A 17,295-nucleotide genomic window follows, 5' to 3' on the forward strand; every position below is an offset into this window, starting at 1 on the left:
CGTCGTCGGCTGACTGCGGCGCCGTCGTGGCTGGTCCCACGCGGCGGAGCCGCATATCGACACAGCCGCGGCGGAGCCGCATATCGACACAGCCCCGCGCCCCTTCGGGGCGCACCCGAACCGCACCGGACTTCAGCGAGGCCGCTCAGGCCCCGTCCTCCGGCGTGGCCTCGTACAGCTCGTACCAGATGCACTTGCCGTCGCCGCGCGGATCCACTCCCCAGGTGTCGGCGAGCACCTCCATCAGCAGCAGCCCGCGCCCGGAGGAGGCCAGCTCGCCCGGACGGCGGCGGTGCGGCAGCTCATCGCTGCTGTCGGCGACGTCCAGCCGCAGCCGCCGGGCCCCGTGCCGCCCGCGGACCTCGGCCACCAGCAGGGCGTCCCCGTCGGTGTGCACCAGGACGTTGGTGACCATCTCGGAGAGCATCAGCACCGCCGACTCCACCTGTTCCGGGTCGGCCCAGTCGTGCAGCATGTCGCGAAGCTGCTGCCGGGCGCCCGCTATCCGCTCGGGCTCGGCCTGCGCGACCGTGACCGCCGTACGCCGCACCGGCGCAGAACCGGGCCCGACCAGGCAGAGCTCCGCCTCCCGGCGGATCAGCAGCAGCGCTATGTCGTCCTCGCGCCGGTCCGCGAGCGGGCCGGTGGTGTGGTGGGAGGGCGGTCCGTGCACCGCCTGCACCAGGGAGTCGGCCAGGACCTCGAGATCGTCGGAGTCCAGACCGCCGGAGCCGGCGGCCGGGATGACGGGCCGCTCGAAGACCTTCCGGATCCGGTCCCAGCCGGTCTCCAGATCGTGCCCGCCGGTCTCGATCAGCCCGTCGGTGCACATCAGCAGCGTCTCACCGGGCTCCAGCACCACCCGGGTGGTCGGATAGTCGGCGTCCGGGTCGATGCCCAGCGGCAGCCCGCCCGCCGTGGGCCTGATCATCATCGTGCCGTCGGCGAGCCGGACCGCCGGGTCGGGGTGGCCCGCGCGGGCGATGTCCAGGGTGCCGGCCACCGGGTCCACCTCCATGTAGAGGCAGGTCGCGAACCTCGGGTCGTACCGGCCGTCCGGGCCCTCGGGCTCGGCGAGACCGGCCAGGAAACGGGAGGCGCGGGAGAGCACCGCGTCGGGGTGGTGGCCCTCGGAGGCGTACGCCCGGACCGCGATCCTCAGCTGGCCCATGATCCCCGCGGCGCGCACATCGTGGCCCTGCACATCGCCGATCACCAGCGCGGTACGCCCCGACGGCAGCCCGATCACGTCGTACCAGTCCCCGCCGACCTGGAGCCCGCCGCCGGTCGGCACATAGCGCGCGGCCACCGTCAGCCCCGGGATATCGGGCTTGTCGGCGGGCAGCATCGAGCGCTGGAGCCCGTCCGCCAGCTCCCGCTCGGTCTCCTGGAGCGCGGTGCGGGAAAGCGCCTGGGCCAGCATCCGGGCGATCGTTGTCAGCACCGAGCGCTCATCGGGCGAGAACGACACCGGATAGGCGAATCCGGCCATCCACGCGCCGATGGTGCGGCCCGCGACGATCAGCGGCAGAAACGCCCAGGACCGGCGGATACGAGTCCGGCCCGGCGTCCAGGCGGTCGGAAACCGGCCGCGGTACTCCTCCGGGGTGGGCAGATAGACCGCCCGGCCGGTGCGGACCACCTCGGCCGCCGGATGGTCGGTGTTCAGCGTGATGTCGTGCAGGGGGCGGTCGGTGCCCGCCCGGGGCCCGTGATGGCCGATCACCGAGATCCGCTCGCCCTGGACGCCGAAGACCGCGAGCCCGTCCGGGGTGAAGCCCGGCATGGACAGCCCCGCCGCGACCCGCAGCACCTCGGCGGTGGACATCGCCTCCGCCAGCGCCCGCCCCGCGTCCAGCAGGAACGCCTCGCGGTTGCGGCGCCAGTCGCCGGTGATCGGCGGGCCGAAGGCCGAGGTGCCCGGCAGCGGATCGGGCACCTCCTGGAGGGTGCCGAGCAGGTAGTAGCCGTCCTCGCTGCCGCCCCGCGCTATCGGCCGGGACCGGGTGCGCACGGTTCGCAGCACGGTGCCCTTCTCGTCCACGATGCGCAGCCGGGCCTCGGCCAGGGTGCCCTCGGCCACCGCGAGCTGGACTATGGCCTTGACCTCGAGCCAGTCCGCGGGGTGGAAACAGGCGCGGGCGGCGGCCTCGGGAACGGTGACGGGCTCGGCGGGAAGGCCCACCAGCCGGGCCGCCTCCGCGTCGTAGGTGACAGCGCCCGAGACACTGTCCCACCGCCATAGGCCGGTCGCTATGGCGGCCAGCAGGTCCTCGGTGCGCATTGCACTACCTTATGGGGGTTTGCCAACGGCTTACCAGTGAGGGGCACCGCGCCGGTAGGCTTGGCCGGAAGCTCCCCGAGGGTACGTACGCCTCCCGCTCGACACGACTTGGATGAATGATGCATCGGTACCGGTCCCACACCTGTGGTCAGCTCCGCGCCGCTGACGTCGGCACCGACGTCCGGCTCTCCGGATGGCTCCACAATCGACGGAACCTGGGCGGCATCCTCTTCATCGATCTCCGCGACCACTACGGCCTGGTCCAGCTAGTGGTGCGCCCCGACACCGCCGCCAACGAGGCGCTGAGCTCGATCACCAAGGAGACCGTCGTCCGCGTCGACGGCCGGGTCATCGCGCGCGGCGCGGAGAACGTCAACCCCGAACTGCCGACCGGCGAGATCGAGGTCGAGGTCACCGACGTCGAGGTGCTCGGCGCCGCCGACCCGCTGCCCTTCACCGTCTTCCCCGAGGACGGGGTCGGCGAGGAGCGGCGGCTGGAGTACCGCTTCCTGGACCTGCGCCGCGAGCGGATGCACCGCAACATCATGCTGCGCTCAGCGGTCATCTCCGCCATCCGGCAGAAGATGACCGCGCAGGGGTTCAACGAGCTGGCCACCCCGATCCTGTCCGCCACCTCGCCGGAGGGCGCCCGGGACTTCCTGGTCCCCTCCCGGCTGCACGCGGGCAAGTTCTACGCGCTGCCGCAGGCCCCGCAGCAGTTCAAGCAGCTGCTGATGATCGCGGGCTTCGACCGCTACTTCCAGATCGCGCCCTGCTTCCGCGACGAGGACGCCCGCGCCGACCGCTCGCCGGGCGAGTTCTACCAGCTCGACGTCGAGATGAGCTTCGTCGAGCAGGAGGACGTCTTCGGCGTCATCGAGAAGGTCATGACCGAGCTCTTCGAGGAGTTCGGCGGCGGCCGCCACGTCACCTCGCCCTTCCCGCGGATCCCGTTCCGCGAGGCCATGCTGAAGTACGGCTCCGACAAGCCGGACCTGCGGGCCCAGCTGGAGCTGCGGGACGTCAGCCACATCTTCGAGGGCTCCGGCTTCAAGGCGTTCGCCGACAAGCACGTACGCGCGCTGGCCGTGCCGGACACCGCCGAGCAGCCCCGGAAGTTCTTCGACCTGCTCGGTGAGTTCGCCGTGGAGCAGGGCGCCAAGGGGCTGGCCTGGGTCCGGATCGGCGAGGACTCCAAGCTGACCGGCCCGATCGCGAAGTTCCTCACCGACGAGGACGTCGAGAAGCTGATCACCGAGGTCGAGGGCAAGCCCGGCACGTCGATCTTCTTCGGCGCGGGTGACTTCGACGAGGTTTCCAAGATCATGGGCGCGGTGCGGGTCGAGGCCGCCAAGCGGGCCGGCCACTTCGAGGACGGCGTCTTCCGCTTCTGCTGGATCGTGGACTTCCCGATGTTCGAGCGGAACGAGGACACCGGGCAGATCGAGTTCTCCCACAACCCCTTCTCGATGCCGCAGGGCGGCCTGGAGGCCCTGCGCACGCGGGACCCGCTGGATATCTTGGCGTGGCAGTACGACATCGTCTGCAACGGTGTGGAGCTGTCCTCCGGCGCCATCCGGAACCACGAGCCGGAGGTCATGTACGAGGCGTTCGAGATCGCGGGCTACTCCCGGGAAGAGGTCGAGCGCGAGTTCGGCGGAATGCTGCGCGCGTTCCACTTCGGCGCCCCGCCGCACGGCGGTATCGCCCCCGGCGTCGACCGCATCGTGATGCTGCTGGCCGATGAGCCCAACATCCGCGAGACCATCGCCTTCCCCCTCAACGGCAACGCCCAGGACCTGCTGATGGGCGCGCCCAGCGAGGTGGACGACACCCGGCTGCGCGAGCTGCACCTGTCGCTGCGCAAGCCGCCGCAGGTCAAGCAGGCCGAGAAGACGGGCGAGACGGCCGAGAAGCCCGCCGAGTAGACGGGGCGGAACGAGACCCACAGGGCGGGGGCGTGCCGAACGGCGCGCCCCCGCCCCGCGTATGAGTGGCCGTGGACGGCCGGTGGCCGAATGACGCGCTTCGCACAGCCATTCACAGCCGGCACCCATGGGGCTCCCAGGTTGTCTCCCTACTGTCCCGGCCCATGACCGAACAGCAGAGCAACGACCCCGGGCCGCGGCCCCGGCGGGACATGACGAGACGGCGGATCGTGGTGGCGGGCGGCGCGGCGGTCGCGGCGGCGGGCCTGGGAGCGGCCGTCGCCACCACCGCATCGGCCGGCGGGACATCCGCGTCCGCCGCCTCCGCCACCCCTCGGCCTCCGCGTCCTCCCCGTCCGGGGAGGTCTGTTACCGGCTCACCTCGGAGACCACCGAGGGGCCGTACTACATAGACGCCGACAAGATCAGATAGGACATCACCGAGGGCAAGGAGGGCATCCCGATGACCCTCCATGAGAGCTCGAGCGGCGGCGGTGGCGGCACCCCGCCGACCGGGACACCGCCCACCGACGGCTGAAGTGGCCCCGTACAACACCAGCACCACCGGCGCACCACCCTCGACGAGGACGGGATCTACCATTCCTGGGCAGTGAGCGGGAGTGAGCCCGCTCACTGGCACGCCCCGAACGGTTTTGGGCGTACTGGTCGTCCGCTTTCGCGTCCCGGGCGGCGACACGGATCGCGTCCGTGGTCCGAGCCGGGTGGGCGGAGTCCCTCACGACCTGGCCATGTGGATGCGGCCAGAGGCGACGGGGAGGCCCTGAACCATCTCTCTGGTGGAGCAGGGGCCCCGCACGTTGGCACCGCACCCGGCGTCCCAGATCGCACAGCCACGCTAACCCAACCCGCCTGTGGCGCCGCAAGGCCAGAAGCCGACCATCACACGATCGAGCTAAACCGGCCTTACTCACTCCCGGGCGAGCAGTTGCCAACCCCCGGCAACGGCGCGCGGGGCGGTCTGCTGCGCCTGAAGTACCGCGAGGGAAGGATCGAGAAGGGGGTCGCCGGAAGCCTCACCCTGGGGGTCGACCCCGACGCGACCCACGACGGCACGGACCTCTGAAGCGCCGGGGCCCTGAAGTCGTGGAGCCCTGAAGTCGTGGGGTCACAGCCGCCGGTCCACGCCGCACGGTGTGCCCCGGTCCGCGCGGGCCGCCCGGTGCACGGCGCGCAACAGCCGCTTCGGCGTGGTCCGGTGCTGCCATAAGACGGCCTGGACGCCGTACTCCATCACCGCCATCAGCTCCGTCTCACGGAGCTCACCCGCGATCAGCACCACCCGCTGCCGGCCGCCGCGCACCAGGCGGCGCAGCTCCGCCCCCGCGCGGTCGTCGAGGCGCTCGGCGAGCATGACGGCGACCGCGCCGCGGGGCTCGCCACCGAGCGGACCTGGCCGGTCGACCAGCTCGACGCTGGGCTGATGCTTCAGATGACGCAAGACCCCGGCCCGGCTGAGCGGGTCGGGGCCGTGGACCGTCACCGTGACACGTACGTCCGGCACCGCATTCCTCGACTTCCCGATGGAATTGGACTCCACAGGGTCATCGAGAGGACTAAACGAACGGTTGTCGCGCGATCAACACGCGCATGAGCGGCCGTGCGGCACCGCGTACAAACGCCTTACGCGGCGCCGTTCCCGTTCTGCTCCGCGCCGCCGAACCGCTCCCGGTAGGACTCCAGGTCCTCCTCGGTGATCTTCGCGAAGAGCACCGGGGGAACGGTGAAGGCCGTGCCCGCCGGGACCGACGCCAGCGCCCGCGCCTCCTCCTGGCCGACCCAGGTCGCGGTGTCCTCGCCCAGCGCGAACGCCGACCGCATGGCCCGCGCCGAGGCCGGGATGAACGGCTCGGAGACGATCGCGTAGAGGTGGATGAGGTTCATCGCCGTACGGAGGGTGAGGGCCGCGGCCTCCTGGTCGGCCTTGATCTCCAGCCAGGGAGCCTTCTCCTCCAAATAGGAGTTGCCCGCGCTCCACAGGGCGCGCAGCGCCGCCGCGGCCTTGCGGAACTGGAGCGTGTCCATGTGCTCCTCGTACTCCGCCAGCAGCCGCGCGATCTCCTCGCCCAGGCGCTCCTCCGCCTCACCGGCGGCCTTCCCGGCCGGGACCTCGTCGCCGAACCGCTTGCGGGAGAAGGACAGCACGCGGTTGACGAAGTTGCCGAGGGTGTCGGCCAGGTCCTTGTTGACCGTGGCGGTGAAGTGCTCCCAGGTGAAGGAGGTGTCGTCGGACTCGGGGGCGTTCGCCATCAGGAAGTAGCGCCAGTAGTCGGCGGGCAGCACCTCGAGCGCGGCGTCCGTGAACACCCCGCGCTTCTGGGAGGTGGAGAACTTCCCGCCGTAGTACGTCAGCCAGTTGAACGCCTTGACGTAGTCGACCTTCTTCCAGGCGTCCCGGGTGCCGAGGAGGGTGGCCGGGAACATCACGGTGTGGAACGGGACGTTGTCCTTGGCCATGAACTCGGTGTAGCGGACGGACTCGTCCACGTCGTACCACCACGATTTCCAGTCGCGGAGCTCCGCGTCCGTGTCCTTCGCGGCGTCCGCCCACTCCTTCGTGGCTCCGATGTACTCGATCGGGGCGTCGAACCAGACGTAGAAGACCTTGCCCTCGGCCGCCAGGTCCGGCCAGGCGTCGGCGGGCACCGGTACGCCCCAGTCCAGGTCGCGGGTGATCGCCCGGTCCTGGAGCCCCTCGTTCAGCCACTTGCGGGCGATCGATGAGGCCAGCGTCGGCCACTCCTTGCCGTGCTCGTCGACCCAGGCGGCGACCTCGTCCGCCAGCTTGGACTGGAGCAGGAAGAGGTGCTTGGTCTCCCGGACCTCCAGATCGCTGCTGCCGCTGATCGCGGAGCGGGCGTCGATCAGATCGGTCGGGTCGAGCACACGGGTGCAGTTCTCGCACTGGTCGCCGCGGGCCTTGTCGTAGCCGCAGTGCGGGCAGGTGCCCTCGATATAGCGGTCGGGAAGGAAGCGGCCGTCGGCGTTGGAGTACACCTGGCGGATCGAGCGCTCCTCGATGAAGCCGTTCGCCTTCAGCTCACGTGCGATCGTCTGGGTGATCTGCACATTCTGCGCGGAGGAGCTGCGGCCGAAGTAGTCGAAGGCGAGCCCGAAGCCGTCGTAGACCGCCCGCTGCGCGTCGTGCTGCTGGGCGCAGAACTCGTCGACCGGCAGCCCGGCCTCCTTGGCGGCCAGCTCGGCGGGGGTGCCGTGCTCATCGGTGGCGCAGATGTAGAGGACGTCATGGCCGCGCTGGCGCAAATAGCGGGAGTAGACGTCGGCCGGGAGCATGGACCCCACCATGTTGCCCAGGTGCTTGATCCCGTTGATGTAGGGAAGGGCGCTGGTGATGAGGTGTCGAGCCATTGCAGGCTGCTCCCGAGTCGATACGGTAAGTGACTTTTTGCTCTACTGAGCCGCCAATATCGTATCCGAGCGGCGGGGGCCACCCGCGCGGCGTTTTTTCCGCGGCGGATGGCCCCCGGGGTGGCGCCGGAGCGGCGCCCGCCTGGGTGAGGTCGCTCGTCAGCCCTGCTCGCGGGCGGCCAGCCAGCCCGGGAACTTCTTCAGGATCTCCCCGTACAGCTCGGCGTCGGCGACCGTACGAGGGTCGAGCCCCGCGTGGAAGAAGCCGGTGTTGTCGACCGCCCGCTTCTCCGGGACGGCGAGGGCGGGCGAGGTGTCCAGCTTCCGCAGGAAGTCGAACCCCTTCGCCTCCGGGTCCCCGAACGCGAGGAACTGCCAGAACAGCGGCAGCCCCGCCGCCTCGCACAGCGCCTTCTCGGCGGCGGTCTTGGCGGTGGGCGCGCCGTCCGTCTGGAAGATCACGAACGCGGGGTCGGTGGTGCCGGACGCCTTGTAGTGCTCGATGACGGCGTTGACGGCGGTGTGGTAGTTCGTCCGCCCCATGTGCCCGAGCGAGCCGTGCAGCTCCTCGATACGGCCGGTGTGGTGGTCCAGTTCGATCTCGGCGGTGCCGTCGATGTCGGTGGAGAAGAACACGACGGGCACGGTGCCGCTGGTGTCGAGCCGCGCGGACAGGGCGAGTGCCTGGTCGGCGAGGTGCTGAACGGTGCCGTCCTTGAAGTACCCCCGCATCGACCCGGACCGGTCCAGCACGAGGTAGACAACCGCCCGCTGCCCGGCCAGCCCATGCGCCCGCACGGCCTCCCCGGCGGCGCTGTACGCCCCGACCAGCCCGGACGCCCGCGACTCGAGATCGCCGAGGGGGATGCCGGGCGCGTCGGCCTCGGACGCGGCTGCGGTGGCGGGCGCGTCGGTCTTGGGGGCGGCTGCGGTGGCGGGCGCGTCGGTCTTGGGGGCGGCTGCGGTGGCGGGCGCGTCGGTCTTGGGGGCGGCTGCGGTGGCGGGCGCGTCGGTCTTGGGGGCGGCTGCGGTGGCGGTGGCGGTGGGTGCAGTGGCGGCTGCGGCTGCGGTGGCGGCTGCGACCGGCTCGGGGTCGGGCGTGGCCGCGGGCTCAGGCTCGGGCTCGGGGTCGGCTGCGGGCGTGGCCGCGGGCTCGGGCGTTGTCTCGGGCTCGGGGCCGTCCTTGGCCTCGACCTCAGATGCGGCCGCGGCCGCGGGCTCGCCCTTGGCCTCGGCATCGGCTGCGGTCTCGACCTTCGGCTCGGCGTCAGTCTCGGGCTCGACGTCGGCTGCGGGCTCGGCTTCCGGCTTGGCTTCCGCTTCCGTGGGCTCGTCGTTGGCTTCGGAGGCGGGGGCGCCTTCGGCCTCCGCTTCCGCCTTCGCCTCGGCGGGCTCATCGTCGGTCTTGGCTGCGGCGGTGCCCTCCTGCGCCTCGGCGGGCTTGTCGTCGGCCTCGGGCTGGGGGTCGCTTGCGGCTGTGGGCTCGGCCTCCGGCTTGGCTTCCGCTTCCGTGGGCTCGGCGTCGGCTTCGGGTGCAGGGGCGCTTGCGGCCGCCGCCTCGGCACTCGGCTCCGGTGCCGAGGCTGCCGTGGCATCGGCGTTCGCCTCGGCCTCGGTCGCTTCCGTCTTGCCCTCAGCCTCGGCGACTGGCTCGGCCTCGGCCGTGGAGTCGGACGCCGTACCGGTCTCCGCCTCCGCCTCGGCGGCTTCCGCCACCGGCTCGGCGGGTTCGGCCTTTGCCTCTGCGGGCTTGTGGTCGGCTGCGGGCTCGGGGGCGCTCGCGGCTGCGGGCTCCGCCTCGGCCTTGGCTTCCGCCTCAGTCTCGGCGGGCTCGTCGTCGGTCTGGGGCGCGGGCTTGCTTGCGGCTGCGGGCTCGGCTTCCAGCTTGGCTTCCGCCTCCGCTTCCGCGGGCTTGTGGTCGGCTGCGGGCTTGGCTGCCGCTTCCGCCTCGGCGGGCTCGTCGCCAGCCTCCGTCTCCGCCTCGGCGGCGGCACGTGCCTCCGCCGCCGGAGCCGCCGTGGCATCCGCATCCGCGTCCACGTCCGCGTCGGCCTCAGCCGTGGCGGTGGACTCCGGTTCGGCCTCGGCTGTCTCCGCCTCGTCCTTCACGTCGGTCGCCGACGCGGTGGGGGACGTGGCGTCGTCATCGTCCGCAGGCGGCTCGGACGCGGCTTTTGCCTCGGCCTCGGCGGCGGGCTCGTCCGCCCCCTGCTCCGGGGCGGCCGTTTCCTTCTCGTCGGCCGCTGCCGCAACCGCGGACTCACCGTCCGACGTTGACGTGTCCTCGTGCTCGGGGGACTTCAGGATCTCGTCGAGGGACTTCAGCGGGGTGGACAGGGCCGGGTCGTGCGCGGATTCGTCGTCCGGGGAATCCGGGGAATCCGGGGAATCCGAGGAGTCCGAGGCCGGGACCAGGGGGTCCGCAGTCGATTCAGGGTCAGGCTTCGGCTCAGCCTCAACCGCGGACTCAGCCTCCTTCGTGGGTCCGGCGTCCGACTCGGCCTTTTGCCCGGCCTCCTCGTCCACCGTCGGCTTCGCCGACTTCGGCTCCGCGGACTGGGGGTCCGGGACAACCGCCGCCTCCGGCGCAGCAGAAGCATCGTCCACCCCCGTGGTTCGGGAGCGGCCGAAAACTTTGCGCAGTAGGTCCCGTATGCCCATGGGAGATACCTCTCACGTGTCGAGTGCGGTGCATGGCGGTGCATGACCGTGGTGCCGAAAGGCTAGCGGGCCGTTCGGCGGCCCTCTTCCGCCGATTCCGCTCGCGCTTCGTTCACCTCTGGTTCAGGCGTTCGTCGCCGCTATGCGGTTCTACGCCCATAGCTTCGCCGCCAAAGGATCCCGACGTCATGTCGGCCCGGACCGCGTGGGCTCACCGCCCATGCGGGCCGTGCGAAGCCCATACGTGACACCCTTACGGAGGGGAAGACGTGCGCAACCTCCTGCCGCTCATCAGCTCACACCCGGGCGGTCGTTCCGCGCTGACATGCCGGTACCGCTGTGGCGACGCCTGCTTTCACGAGACGCCGAACACCAGCGACAACGCCTACGTGGGCGATGTCATCGCCGGTGCCGCGTCGCGCCGTTCGCTGCTGCGGGCCGGCGCGGTGGTGACCGTGGCCGCCGCGACCGGTGTCGTGGCGGTGGAGCGGGCGCCGCAGGCGTCCGCCGCGGCGAACAGCGCCGCCGCCCCCGCCGGCGCGGCGGCCAAGGGCAAGGCCGCCCGCGGCCTCCGCTTCGCGCCGGTCGCCCCCAACACCGAGGACGTCGTGGTCACCGCCGAGGGCCACGACCAGAACGTGGTGATCCGCTGGGGCGACCCGATCCTGCGCGGTGCGCCCGCGTTCGACCCGGACAAGCAGAGCGCCAAGGCCCAGGAGGGCCAGTTCGGTTACAACAACGACTACATGGCGGTGCTGGACGTCCCCGGCGAGCGTGACCACCAGCTGCTCGTGGTCAACCACGAGTACACCGACGAGGTGCTGATGTTCTCCGGGTACGACCCGGAGAACCCCACCCGCGAGCAGGCCGAGATCGGCTGGGCCGCGCACGGGCTGTCCGTGGTCGTGACGGCCGAGGAGCGCAGGCTGGGCCGGCTCACCGCCGTGCCCCGGCACCGCCTCAACCGCCGTATCACCGCGACCACCGCGTTCGAGGTCACCGGCCCGGCGGCGGGCAGCGAGCTGCTGCGCACCTCCGCCGACCCGTCCGGCAAGCGCATCCTCGGCACGCTGAACAACTGCGGTGGCGGCATCACGCCGTGGGGCACGGTGCTCTCCGGCGAGGAGAACTTCAACCAGTACTTCGCCAACGCCGGTTCGGTCACCGACCCGACCACCGCGGCCCGCCTCAAGCGCTACGGAATCGCCGGTGCCGCCTCCGAGCGCAAGTGGGAACGGTTCGACGACCGTTTCGACGTGGTCAAGGAGCCGAACGAGACCAACCGCTTCGGCTGGGTGATCGAGATCGACCCGTTCGACCCCGACTCCACCCCGCGCAAGCTGACCGCGCTGGGCCGCTTCAAGCACGAGGCCGCCGAGCCCCGGCTGACCAGCGACGGCCGTCCGGTCCTCTACATGGGCGACGACGAGAAGTTCGACTACTTCTACAAGTTCGTCTCCGCCAAGCGGATGATGAAGGGCAACAGCCGCATCGCCCGCGAGCACAACCGCACGCTCCTGGACGAGGGCACGCTGTACGTCGCCAAGTTCACCGGTGACAGCCCGGCCGCCGAGATCGACGGCTCCGGAAAGCTGCCCAAGGACGGCGAGTTCGACGGCGCCGGTGAGTGGATCCCGCTGGCCTGCGGCGACCGCTCCTTCGTGGAGGGCATGACTGCCGAGGAGGTGTACGTCTTCACGCGCATCGCCGCCGACAAGGTGGGTGCGACGAAGATGGACCGCCCCGAGGACGTGGAGCCGAGCCCGCGCACCGGCCGCGTCTACATCGCGCTGACCAACAACACCGACCGCGGCAAGGCGGACAAGGCCCCGGCCGACGAGGCCAACCCGCGCAACGGCAACAAGCACGGCCAGATCCTGGAGCTGACCGAGCGCTGGAACAACGCCGGCTCCACCCGCTTCAACTGGCGGCTGTTCCTGGTCTGCGGCGACCCCGAGGACCCGAGCACCTACTTCGGCGGCTTCCCCAAGGACCAGGTCAGCCCGATCTCCTGCCCGGACAACATCACCTTCGACGCGTACGGCAATCTGTGGATCTCCACCGACGGCAACGCGCTCGGCAACCACGACGGGCTGTTCGGCGTGGCGACGGCGGGCAGCCGGCGCGGTGAGGTCAAGCAGTTCCTGACCGTGCCCACCGGCGCCGAGACCTGCGGTCCGATCGTGCAGGACCGGCGGGTGCTGGTGGCCGTGCAGCACCCGGGCGAGCTCGACGGTGCGAGCGTCGAGAAGCCCGCGTCCACCTGGCCCGACGGTCCGGGCAAGCTGACCCGGCCGTCCGTGATCAGCGTCTGGCGGCGCGACGGCGGCGACATCGGCGCCTGAGGTACGCGGGGCACACGAGACGCGTGAGGCGTATGACGCTCAAGCGTTAGCCCTCGCCCTCGCCCTCCGCGAGCCGCTTCAGCCGCTCGCGCGGGGCGCGCAGCGAACGGCCCCTGGTGTCCGTACGGGCCCAGGGGTCGTTCGCGAGCCGCTCGCGGAGGGTCCGCAGCGTCCAGCGGTCCGACCGCAGCTCCGGGTCGTCCAGCTCCCGCCCGTCGATGGGCGTGGCGACGGGGGCTCCCGGGCGGGCGCGCACCGCGTACGGGGTGACGGCGGTCTGCGCATAGGCGTTGCGCTGGATGTCCAGGTAGAGCCGGCCGCGCCGGTTGGCCTTGCGCGGCTCGGTGGTGAGCCGGTCGGGGTGGCGGGCGGCCAGCAGATCGGCGGCGTCATGGGCGAAGGACCGCACGGTGTCGAAGTCGGCGCGGCGGTCCAGCGGGACGATGACGTGCAGTCCGCGCGAGCCGGTGGTCATCAGCAGCCCCGGCAGTCCCAGCTCGCCGAGCAGCCCGCAGCAGCGGCGGGCCGTCCAGCGCACCTCCTCGAAGCCGGACTCCCCCGACGAGGGCGGATCGAGGTCGAAGACCAGCCGGTCGGGGTGGTCGGGCCGGTCGGCGCGGGAGAGCCAGCGGTGCGGGGTGACGCATGCCTGGTCGGCGAGGTAGAGGAGGGTCGCGGTGTCGTCGCAGACCACATGGACGACCTCGCCGCCCTCTTTGGGGAGTACGGCGCGGCGCACCCAGTCCGGAAAGTAGTCGGGTGCGTTCTTCTGCATGAGCGGCTTGCCGCCGATTCCGTCCGGATGGCGTTCCATCATCAAAGGGCGGCCGCGCAACTGCGGAATGATGCGGCGGGAGACCGAACGGTAGTACTCGACGAGATCCCACTTCGTGATCCCGTCGCCGGGGAAGAGCTCCTTTTCCGGCCGGCTGATCCGTACGGTGCGGCCCCCGCTCCTGACGTTCCGTGCATCGGTCCGCTTCTCGCTCATATCGGACCCGGGTAACCACATGGATCGCTGACTAAACTCTGAAGTCAGGAAAACCGTAGGACGTTGAAAAGCGGGGGAAATCATGGTGAGACCCGGATCGCCCGGCCCGCCGACGACGGATCGGCGCGGCCGCTGGGCGCAGAGCCCGCTCGCGCTCATGGATACCACGATGGACCAGTTGCGCACTCTGATCATGGTCCATGAGGCCGGTACCGCACTGGGCGCCGCACGGATTCTGGGCCGTGAACAGTCCAGTGTGCAAAAGCAGATCGACACCATGAACCGGAACTTTCGCGAGCTTTGCGGCGAACCTCTCATACTCAAGCAGGGGCGTGGCAAGGACGTGCTGTTCACCGGCACCGGAGAAGCCCTGGTCGAATTGGCGCGCGGAACTCTCGGCGACTGGCTGGACGGCATCCATGAGTCGCGGCGGCGCTTGGGAAAAACCCTGATGGTGGGCACCACCCGATTTACCCTCAGCTATCTGGCGGGCGCCGGGGAACGGGTGGCCGACGACTTCCGGCAGCGCGCCATCGAGCTCAAGGTCGGCCATGTGCGCACCCGGGATGTGCTGGCCAAGCTGCGGGCGAAGGATGTCGACCTGGTGTGCGGCTCGGTGGTGACCAGGCCCGAGGGCGACGACGAACTCGCCGCCTTCGATGTGATGGAGTGGCGCCGCAGCGGGGTCTCGCTGCTGACCAATCTGTCCGGCGCCGAACTGCCCGGCCCCACCGCTCCGACCAGCGCGCTGCGCACCCTGCCGCTGGTGGTCTCGGCCAGCGGGCTGATGGCGGGGGTGCTGCACACCTGGTTCGGCGGGGACTACCGCAACAAGCTGCGCATCGCCGCCGAGATCGACACCGTCAACTACGGTTTCGAGCTGCTGCGCTCGGGTCTGCTGCGCGGCTGCATGCTGGTCACCAAGGGCGTCGCGGACGCGGCGGGCGATCCGAGGGTGGCGTACGGACGCGGGCTGCGCGCCGTCGAGCTGGTCAATGACACCGGGCCCCGGCTGGAGGTGCTGCTGGGGGCCTTCGCCCGGCGCGGTGAGCGCGCGTCCTACGACGCGGCCCATCCGCTCAATCTGCTCTGGGACGCGCTCGCGCAGGAGAACGCGCGCTGGCAGCGGGAGCAGCGCTGGCCGACGGCGGGCCTGGAGCCCGATCCGTTCGAGCTGGCCAACTCCTACGACCCGAGCGAGAGCTGAGCGGGAGCCGAGTGGGAGCCGAGTGGGAGCCGAGCCCCCGGATCAGCCCCGTGGTCCGTACAGGTCCAGCTCCACCAGCAGCGCCCGGTGGTCGGTGTGCGGCAGATCCAGGAAGCGGGCGGTGCGCGGCCGCAGCGCCTGGCTGACCAGCACATGGTCGATCTGCGCCCCCAGGATCGGGGTCGTGGCCCTCGGCCAGCTGGGCGTGCGGGGGACTCCGGCGGCCCGTGCGCTGTCCCGCAGCCCGGTGTCCAGGACGGCGCGGAACGCGGCGTGGTCCTGGGTGGCGTTGAAGTCGCCCGCGATCAGGGTGGGTTCCCCGCCCCGCCCGGCGGCGTAGGCCCGCAGCCGCCCCAGCTCGGTGCGCCAGAGGTCCACCCCGCCCGGTACCGGCGGCATGGGGTGGGCGACCTGCATCCGCAGCCGCTGCCCCGCGATCCGTACGACGGCCTCCGGCATCCGCAGCGTTCCGCGCACCCCCTCCGCCGGGGTCAGCGGATGGCGGCTGAGGATGGCCGAGCCCGCGGCGGGGCTGTCGCCGAGGGCGATGCTCCGGTACGGGTAGCCGGTGCGCACGTCGGCCGAGTCCAGCGCCTCGGCGCACTCCGTATCGCACTCCTGCACCGCGACCAGATCCGGCCGCTCCCGGCGCAGCGCGCTCAGCAGCCCCTCCCTGGCCTGGCCGAACTCGAGGTTCGCGGTCATCACCCGCAGCCGGGCGAGGACCGGTCCGCGCGGCTCGGGCAGCGGGCCGTTGTCGTACGGCTGGATGAACCACCCGGTGGCCGCCGCTGCCGCCAGCGCCCAGCCGCACCCCAGCGGCCAGCGGGCGGCCGTGCCGAGCATCAGTGCGAGCGCCGCCGGGACGAGCAGCCAGGGCAGAAAGGCCAGCAGCTGAGGTATGGGGGTGATGCCGTCGGTGTCCGTGGCCCGGCAGATCACCACCACGCTGACCAGGGCCAGCGGCGGCATCGCGCACCAGGCCGCCCAGCGTCGGCCCCGTCCGGCGGGGAGTCGTAGCAGCCGGCCGGCGGCGCCCCGGGCGCCGCGCGGGGCGCCGGGCGGCCGGCCGGGGTCGGCGGCTCGGTCCTCCGCGACTGTCGTCTCCACGCTGGGCCTCTCGATCGGGGCGGGGGCGCACATTCTCTCGTACGCACAGAAGGTCTAGACCTTGACGTGTTCATGAGCTAACTTCCCGGGGCATCGCAGGAGTTCATGTCGGCATCCGTTGTTCACATACAAGAACCCATCGCCTCGACAGGAGAGCCGCCCCCATGCGCACCAGAGCTCTGCATCTCGCCCTCGCCACAGCGCTGGCCGCGCTGTTGGCGGGCGTCCTCACCGGACCGGCCACGGCCGGGCAGACCCAGCCGTCCGCCGCGCCCGAGGCCACCCCCAAGGCCGCCTTCACCCACCCCGGCGTCCTCGTCAGCCGCGCCCAGCTCGACTTCGTCCGCTCCAAGGTGAACGCGGGCGCCCAGCCCTGGAAGGGCGCGTACGACGCGATGCTGGCGAGCCCGTACGCCTCGCTGTCGCGCACCCCCAAGCCCCGCGCGGTCGTCGAATGCGGTCCCTACTCCGACCCCAACATCGGCTGCACCGATGAGCGCCAGGACGCGCTCGCCGCCTACTCCCTCTCGCTGGCCTGGTACATCAGCCGCGACAGCCGCTACGCCGACAAGGCGATCCAGATCATGGACGCCTGGTCGGCCACCATCAAGGACCACACCAACAGCAACGCCCCGCTCCAGACCGGCTGGGCCGGGTCCTCGTGGCCCCGGGCGGCCGAGATCATCCGCTACACCTACGACGGCTGGTCCGCCGCCTCGATCGACCGCTTCAAGACCATGCTGCGCAACGTCTATCTGCCGAAGGTCATCGGCGGTTCGAACTCCAACGGCAACTGGGAGCTGACGATGATGGAGGCCGCCACCGGCATCTCCGTCTTCCTCGACGACCGGGCCAACTACGACAAGGCCATCGCCAAGTTCCGCGGCCGCGTCCCCGCCTATATCTACCTGGGGTCCGACGGCGCCCTGCCCAAGACCGCGCCCGGCAGCGGACTGGACACCCGCGACAAGATCATCAACTACTGGCAGGGCCAGTCGACCTTCGTCACCGGCCTCACCCAGGAGACCTGCCGCGACTTCACTCACACCGGATACGGCATCTCCTCCATCTCGCATGTCGCCGAGACCAGCCGCATCCAGGGCCAGGACCTCTACCCCGAGGTGGGCGAGCGGCTGCGGCAGGCGCTGGGCTTCCAGTCGAAGTACGAACTGGGCGAGGCCCCGCCGTCCTGGCTGTGCGGCGGCAGCGTCAAGCGCGGCCTCGGACCGGTCACCGAGGTCGGCTTCAACGCCCTGCACACCCGGCTCGGCACCGCCATGACCAACACCCAGAAGCTCACCGAGCAGCAGCGCCCGGCGGGTACGAACAGCCTCTTCCTGGGCTGGGAGACCCTGACCCACGCGGAGAACCCCGCCTGATTC

11 protein-coding genes are annotated in these 17,295 nt (G+C 71.2%); 5 read left to right on the top strand and 6 right to left on the bottom strand.

Translation table 11 applies throughout. From position 1 onward, the window contains the following. Positions 1 to 145: 145 nt before the first annotated feature. Positions 146 to 2,284, bottom strand: a complete 2,139-nt coding sequence (locus NQU54_RS11520) for an ATP-binding SpoIIE family protein phosphatase (protein WP_257630966.1) — start codon at positions 2,282 to 2,284, stop codon at positions 146 to 148. A 119-nt stretch (positions 2,285 to 2,403) separates the two neighbouring features. Between NQU54_RS11520 and aspS the strand changes: the two genes are divergently transcribed. Together aspS and NQU54_RS11535 are read left to right on the top strand one after the other, a co-directional pair. Continuing rightward, complete coding sequence (aspS, locus tag NQU54_RS11525; RefSeq protein WP_257630967.1) at positions 2,404 to 4,212, top strand: aspartate--tRNA ligase; 1,809 nt, start codon at positions 2,404 to 2,406, stop codon at positions 4,210 to 4,212. Positions 4,213 to 5,158: 946 nt separating this feature from the next. Beyond that, positions 5,159 to 5,296, top strand: coding sequence for a hypothetical protein (locus tag NQU54_RS11535; RefSeq protein ID WP_372505848.1), 138 nt, complete (start codon positions 5,159 to 5,161; stop codon positions 5,294 to 5,296). Between the two features lie 42 nt (positions 5,297 to 5,338). Here NQU54_RS11535 and NQU54_RS11540 read toward each other — a convergent pair whose 3' ends face one another. The 3 genes from NQU54_RS11540 to NQU54_RS49200 form a co-directional block, all read right to left on the bottom strand. Then, positions 5,339 to 5,734: a response regulator gene (locus NQU54_RS11540; protein WP_069860318.1), complete on the bottom strand. Its 396-nt coding sequence runs from the start codon at positions 5,732 to 5,734 to the stop codon at positions 5,339 to 5,341. Between the two features lie 119 nt (positions 5,735 to 5,853). Then, the gene (gene metG / locus NQU54_RS11545) at positions 5,854 to 7,599 is read right to left on the bottom strand and encodes a methionine--tRNA ligase (RefSeq protein WP_257630968.1); all 1,746 of its coding nucleotides are present in this window, start codon (positions 7,597 to 7,599) and stop codon (positions 5,854 to 5,856) included. A gap of 159 nt (positions 7,600 to 7,758) precedes the next feature. Continuing rightward, positions 7,759 to 10,260, bottom strand: coding sequence for a VWA domain-containing protein (locus NQU54_RS49200; RefSeq protein ID WP_306278603.1), 2,502 nt, complete (start codon positions 10,258 to 10,260; stop codon positions 7,759 to 7,761). Positions 10,261 to 10,529: 269 nt separating this feature from the next. Between NQU54_RS49200 and NQU54_RS11555 the strand changes: the two genes are divergently transcribed. After that, complete coding sequence (locus NQU54_RS11555) at positions 10,530 to 12,605, top strand: PhoX family protein (protein ID WP_257630969.1); 2,076 nt, start codon at positions 10,530 to 10,532, stop codon at positions 12,603 to 12,605. A gap of 46 nt (positions 12,606 to 12,651) precedes the next feature. Here the strand turns inward: NQU54_RS11555 and ligD are convergent, their stop codons facing one another. Beyond that, positions 12,652 to 13,596, bottom strand: a complete 945-nt coding sequence (gene ligD, locus NQU54_RS11560) for a non-homologous end-joining DNA ligase (RefSeq protein ID WP_257630970.1) — start codon at positions 13,594 to 13,596, stop codon at positions 12,652 to 12,654. A 157-nt stretch (positions 13,597 to 13,753) separates the two neighbouring features. Here ligD and NQU54_RS11565 point away from each other — a divergent pair, with 157 nt between their 5' ends. Beyond that, a complete protein-coding gene (locus NQU54_RS11565) occupies positions 13,754 to 14,803 on the top strand; it encodes a LysR family transcriptional regulator (protein WP_237287773.1) in 1,050 nt (349 codons plus the stop codon). Positions 14,804 to 14,845: 42 nt separating this feature from the next. Here NQU54_RS11565 and NQU54_RS11570 read toward each other — a convergent pair whose 3' ends face one another. Further along, positions 14,846 to 15,913, bottom strand: a complete 1,068-nt coding sequence (locus tag NQU54_RS11570; protein WP_257630971.1) for an endonuclease/exonuclease/phosphatase family protein — start codon at positions 15,911 to 15,913, stop codon at positions 14,846 to 14,848. Between the two features lie 164 nt (positions 15,914 to 16,077). Between NQU54_RS11570 and NQU54_RS11575 the strand changes: the two genes are divergently transcribed. Next, positions 16,078 to 17,292, top strand: coding sequence for an alginate lyase family protein (locus NQU54_RS11575; RefSeq protein ID WP_257630972.1), 1,215 nt, complete (start codon positions 16,078 to 16,080; stop codon positions 17,290 to 17,292). Positions 17,293 to 17,295: the final 3 nt, after the last annotated feature.

Origin of the sequence: Streptomyces malaysiensis subsp. samsunensis (assembly GCF_024519315.1) — a bacterium.
GTDB lineage: Bacteria > Actinomycetota > Actinomycetes > Streptomycetales > Streptomycetaceae > Streptomyces > Streptomyces malaysiensis.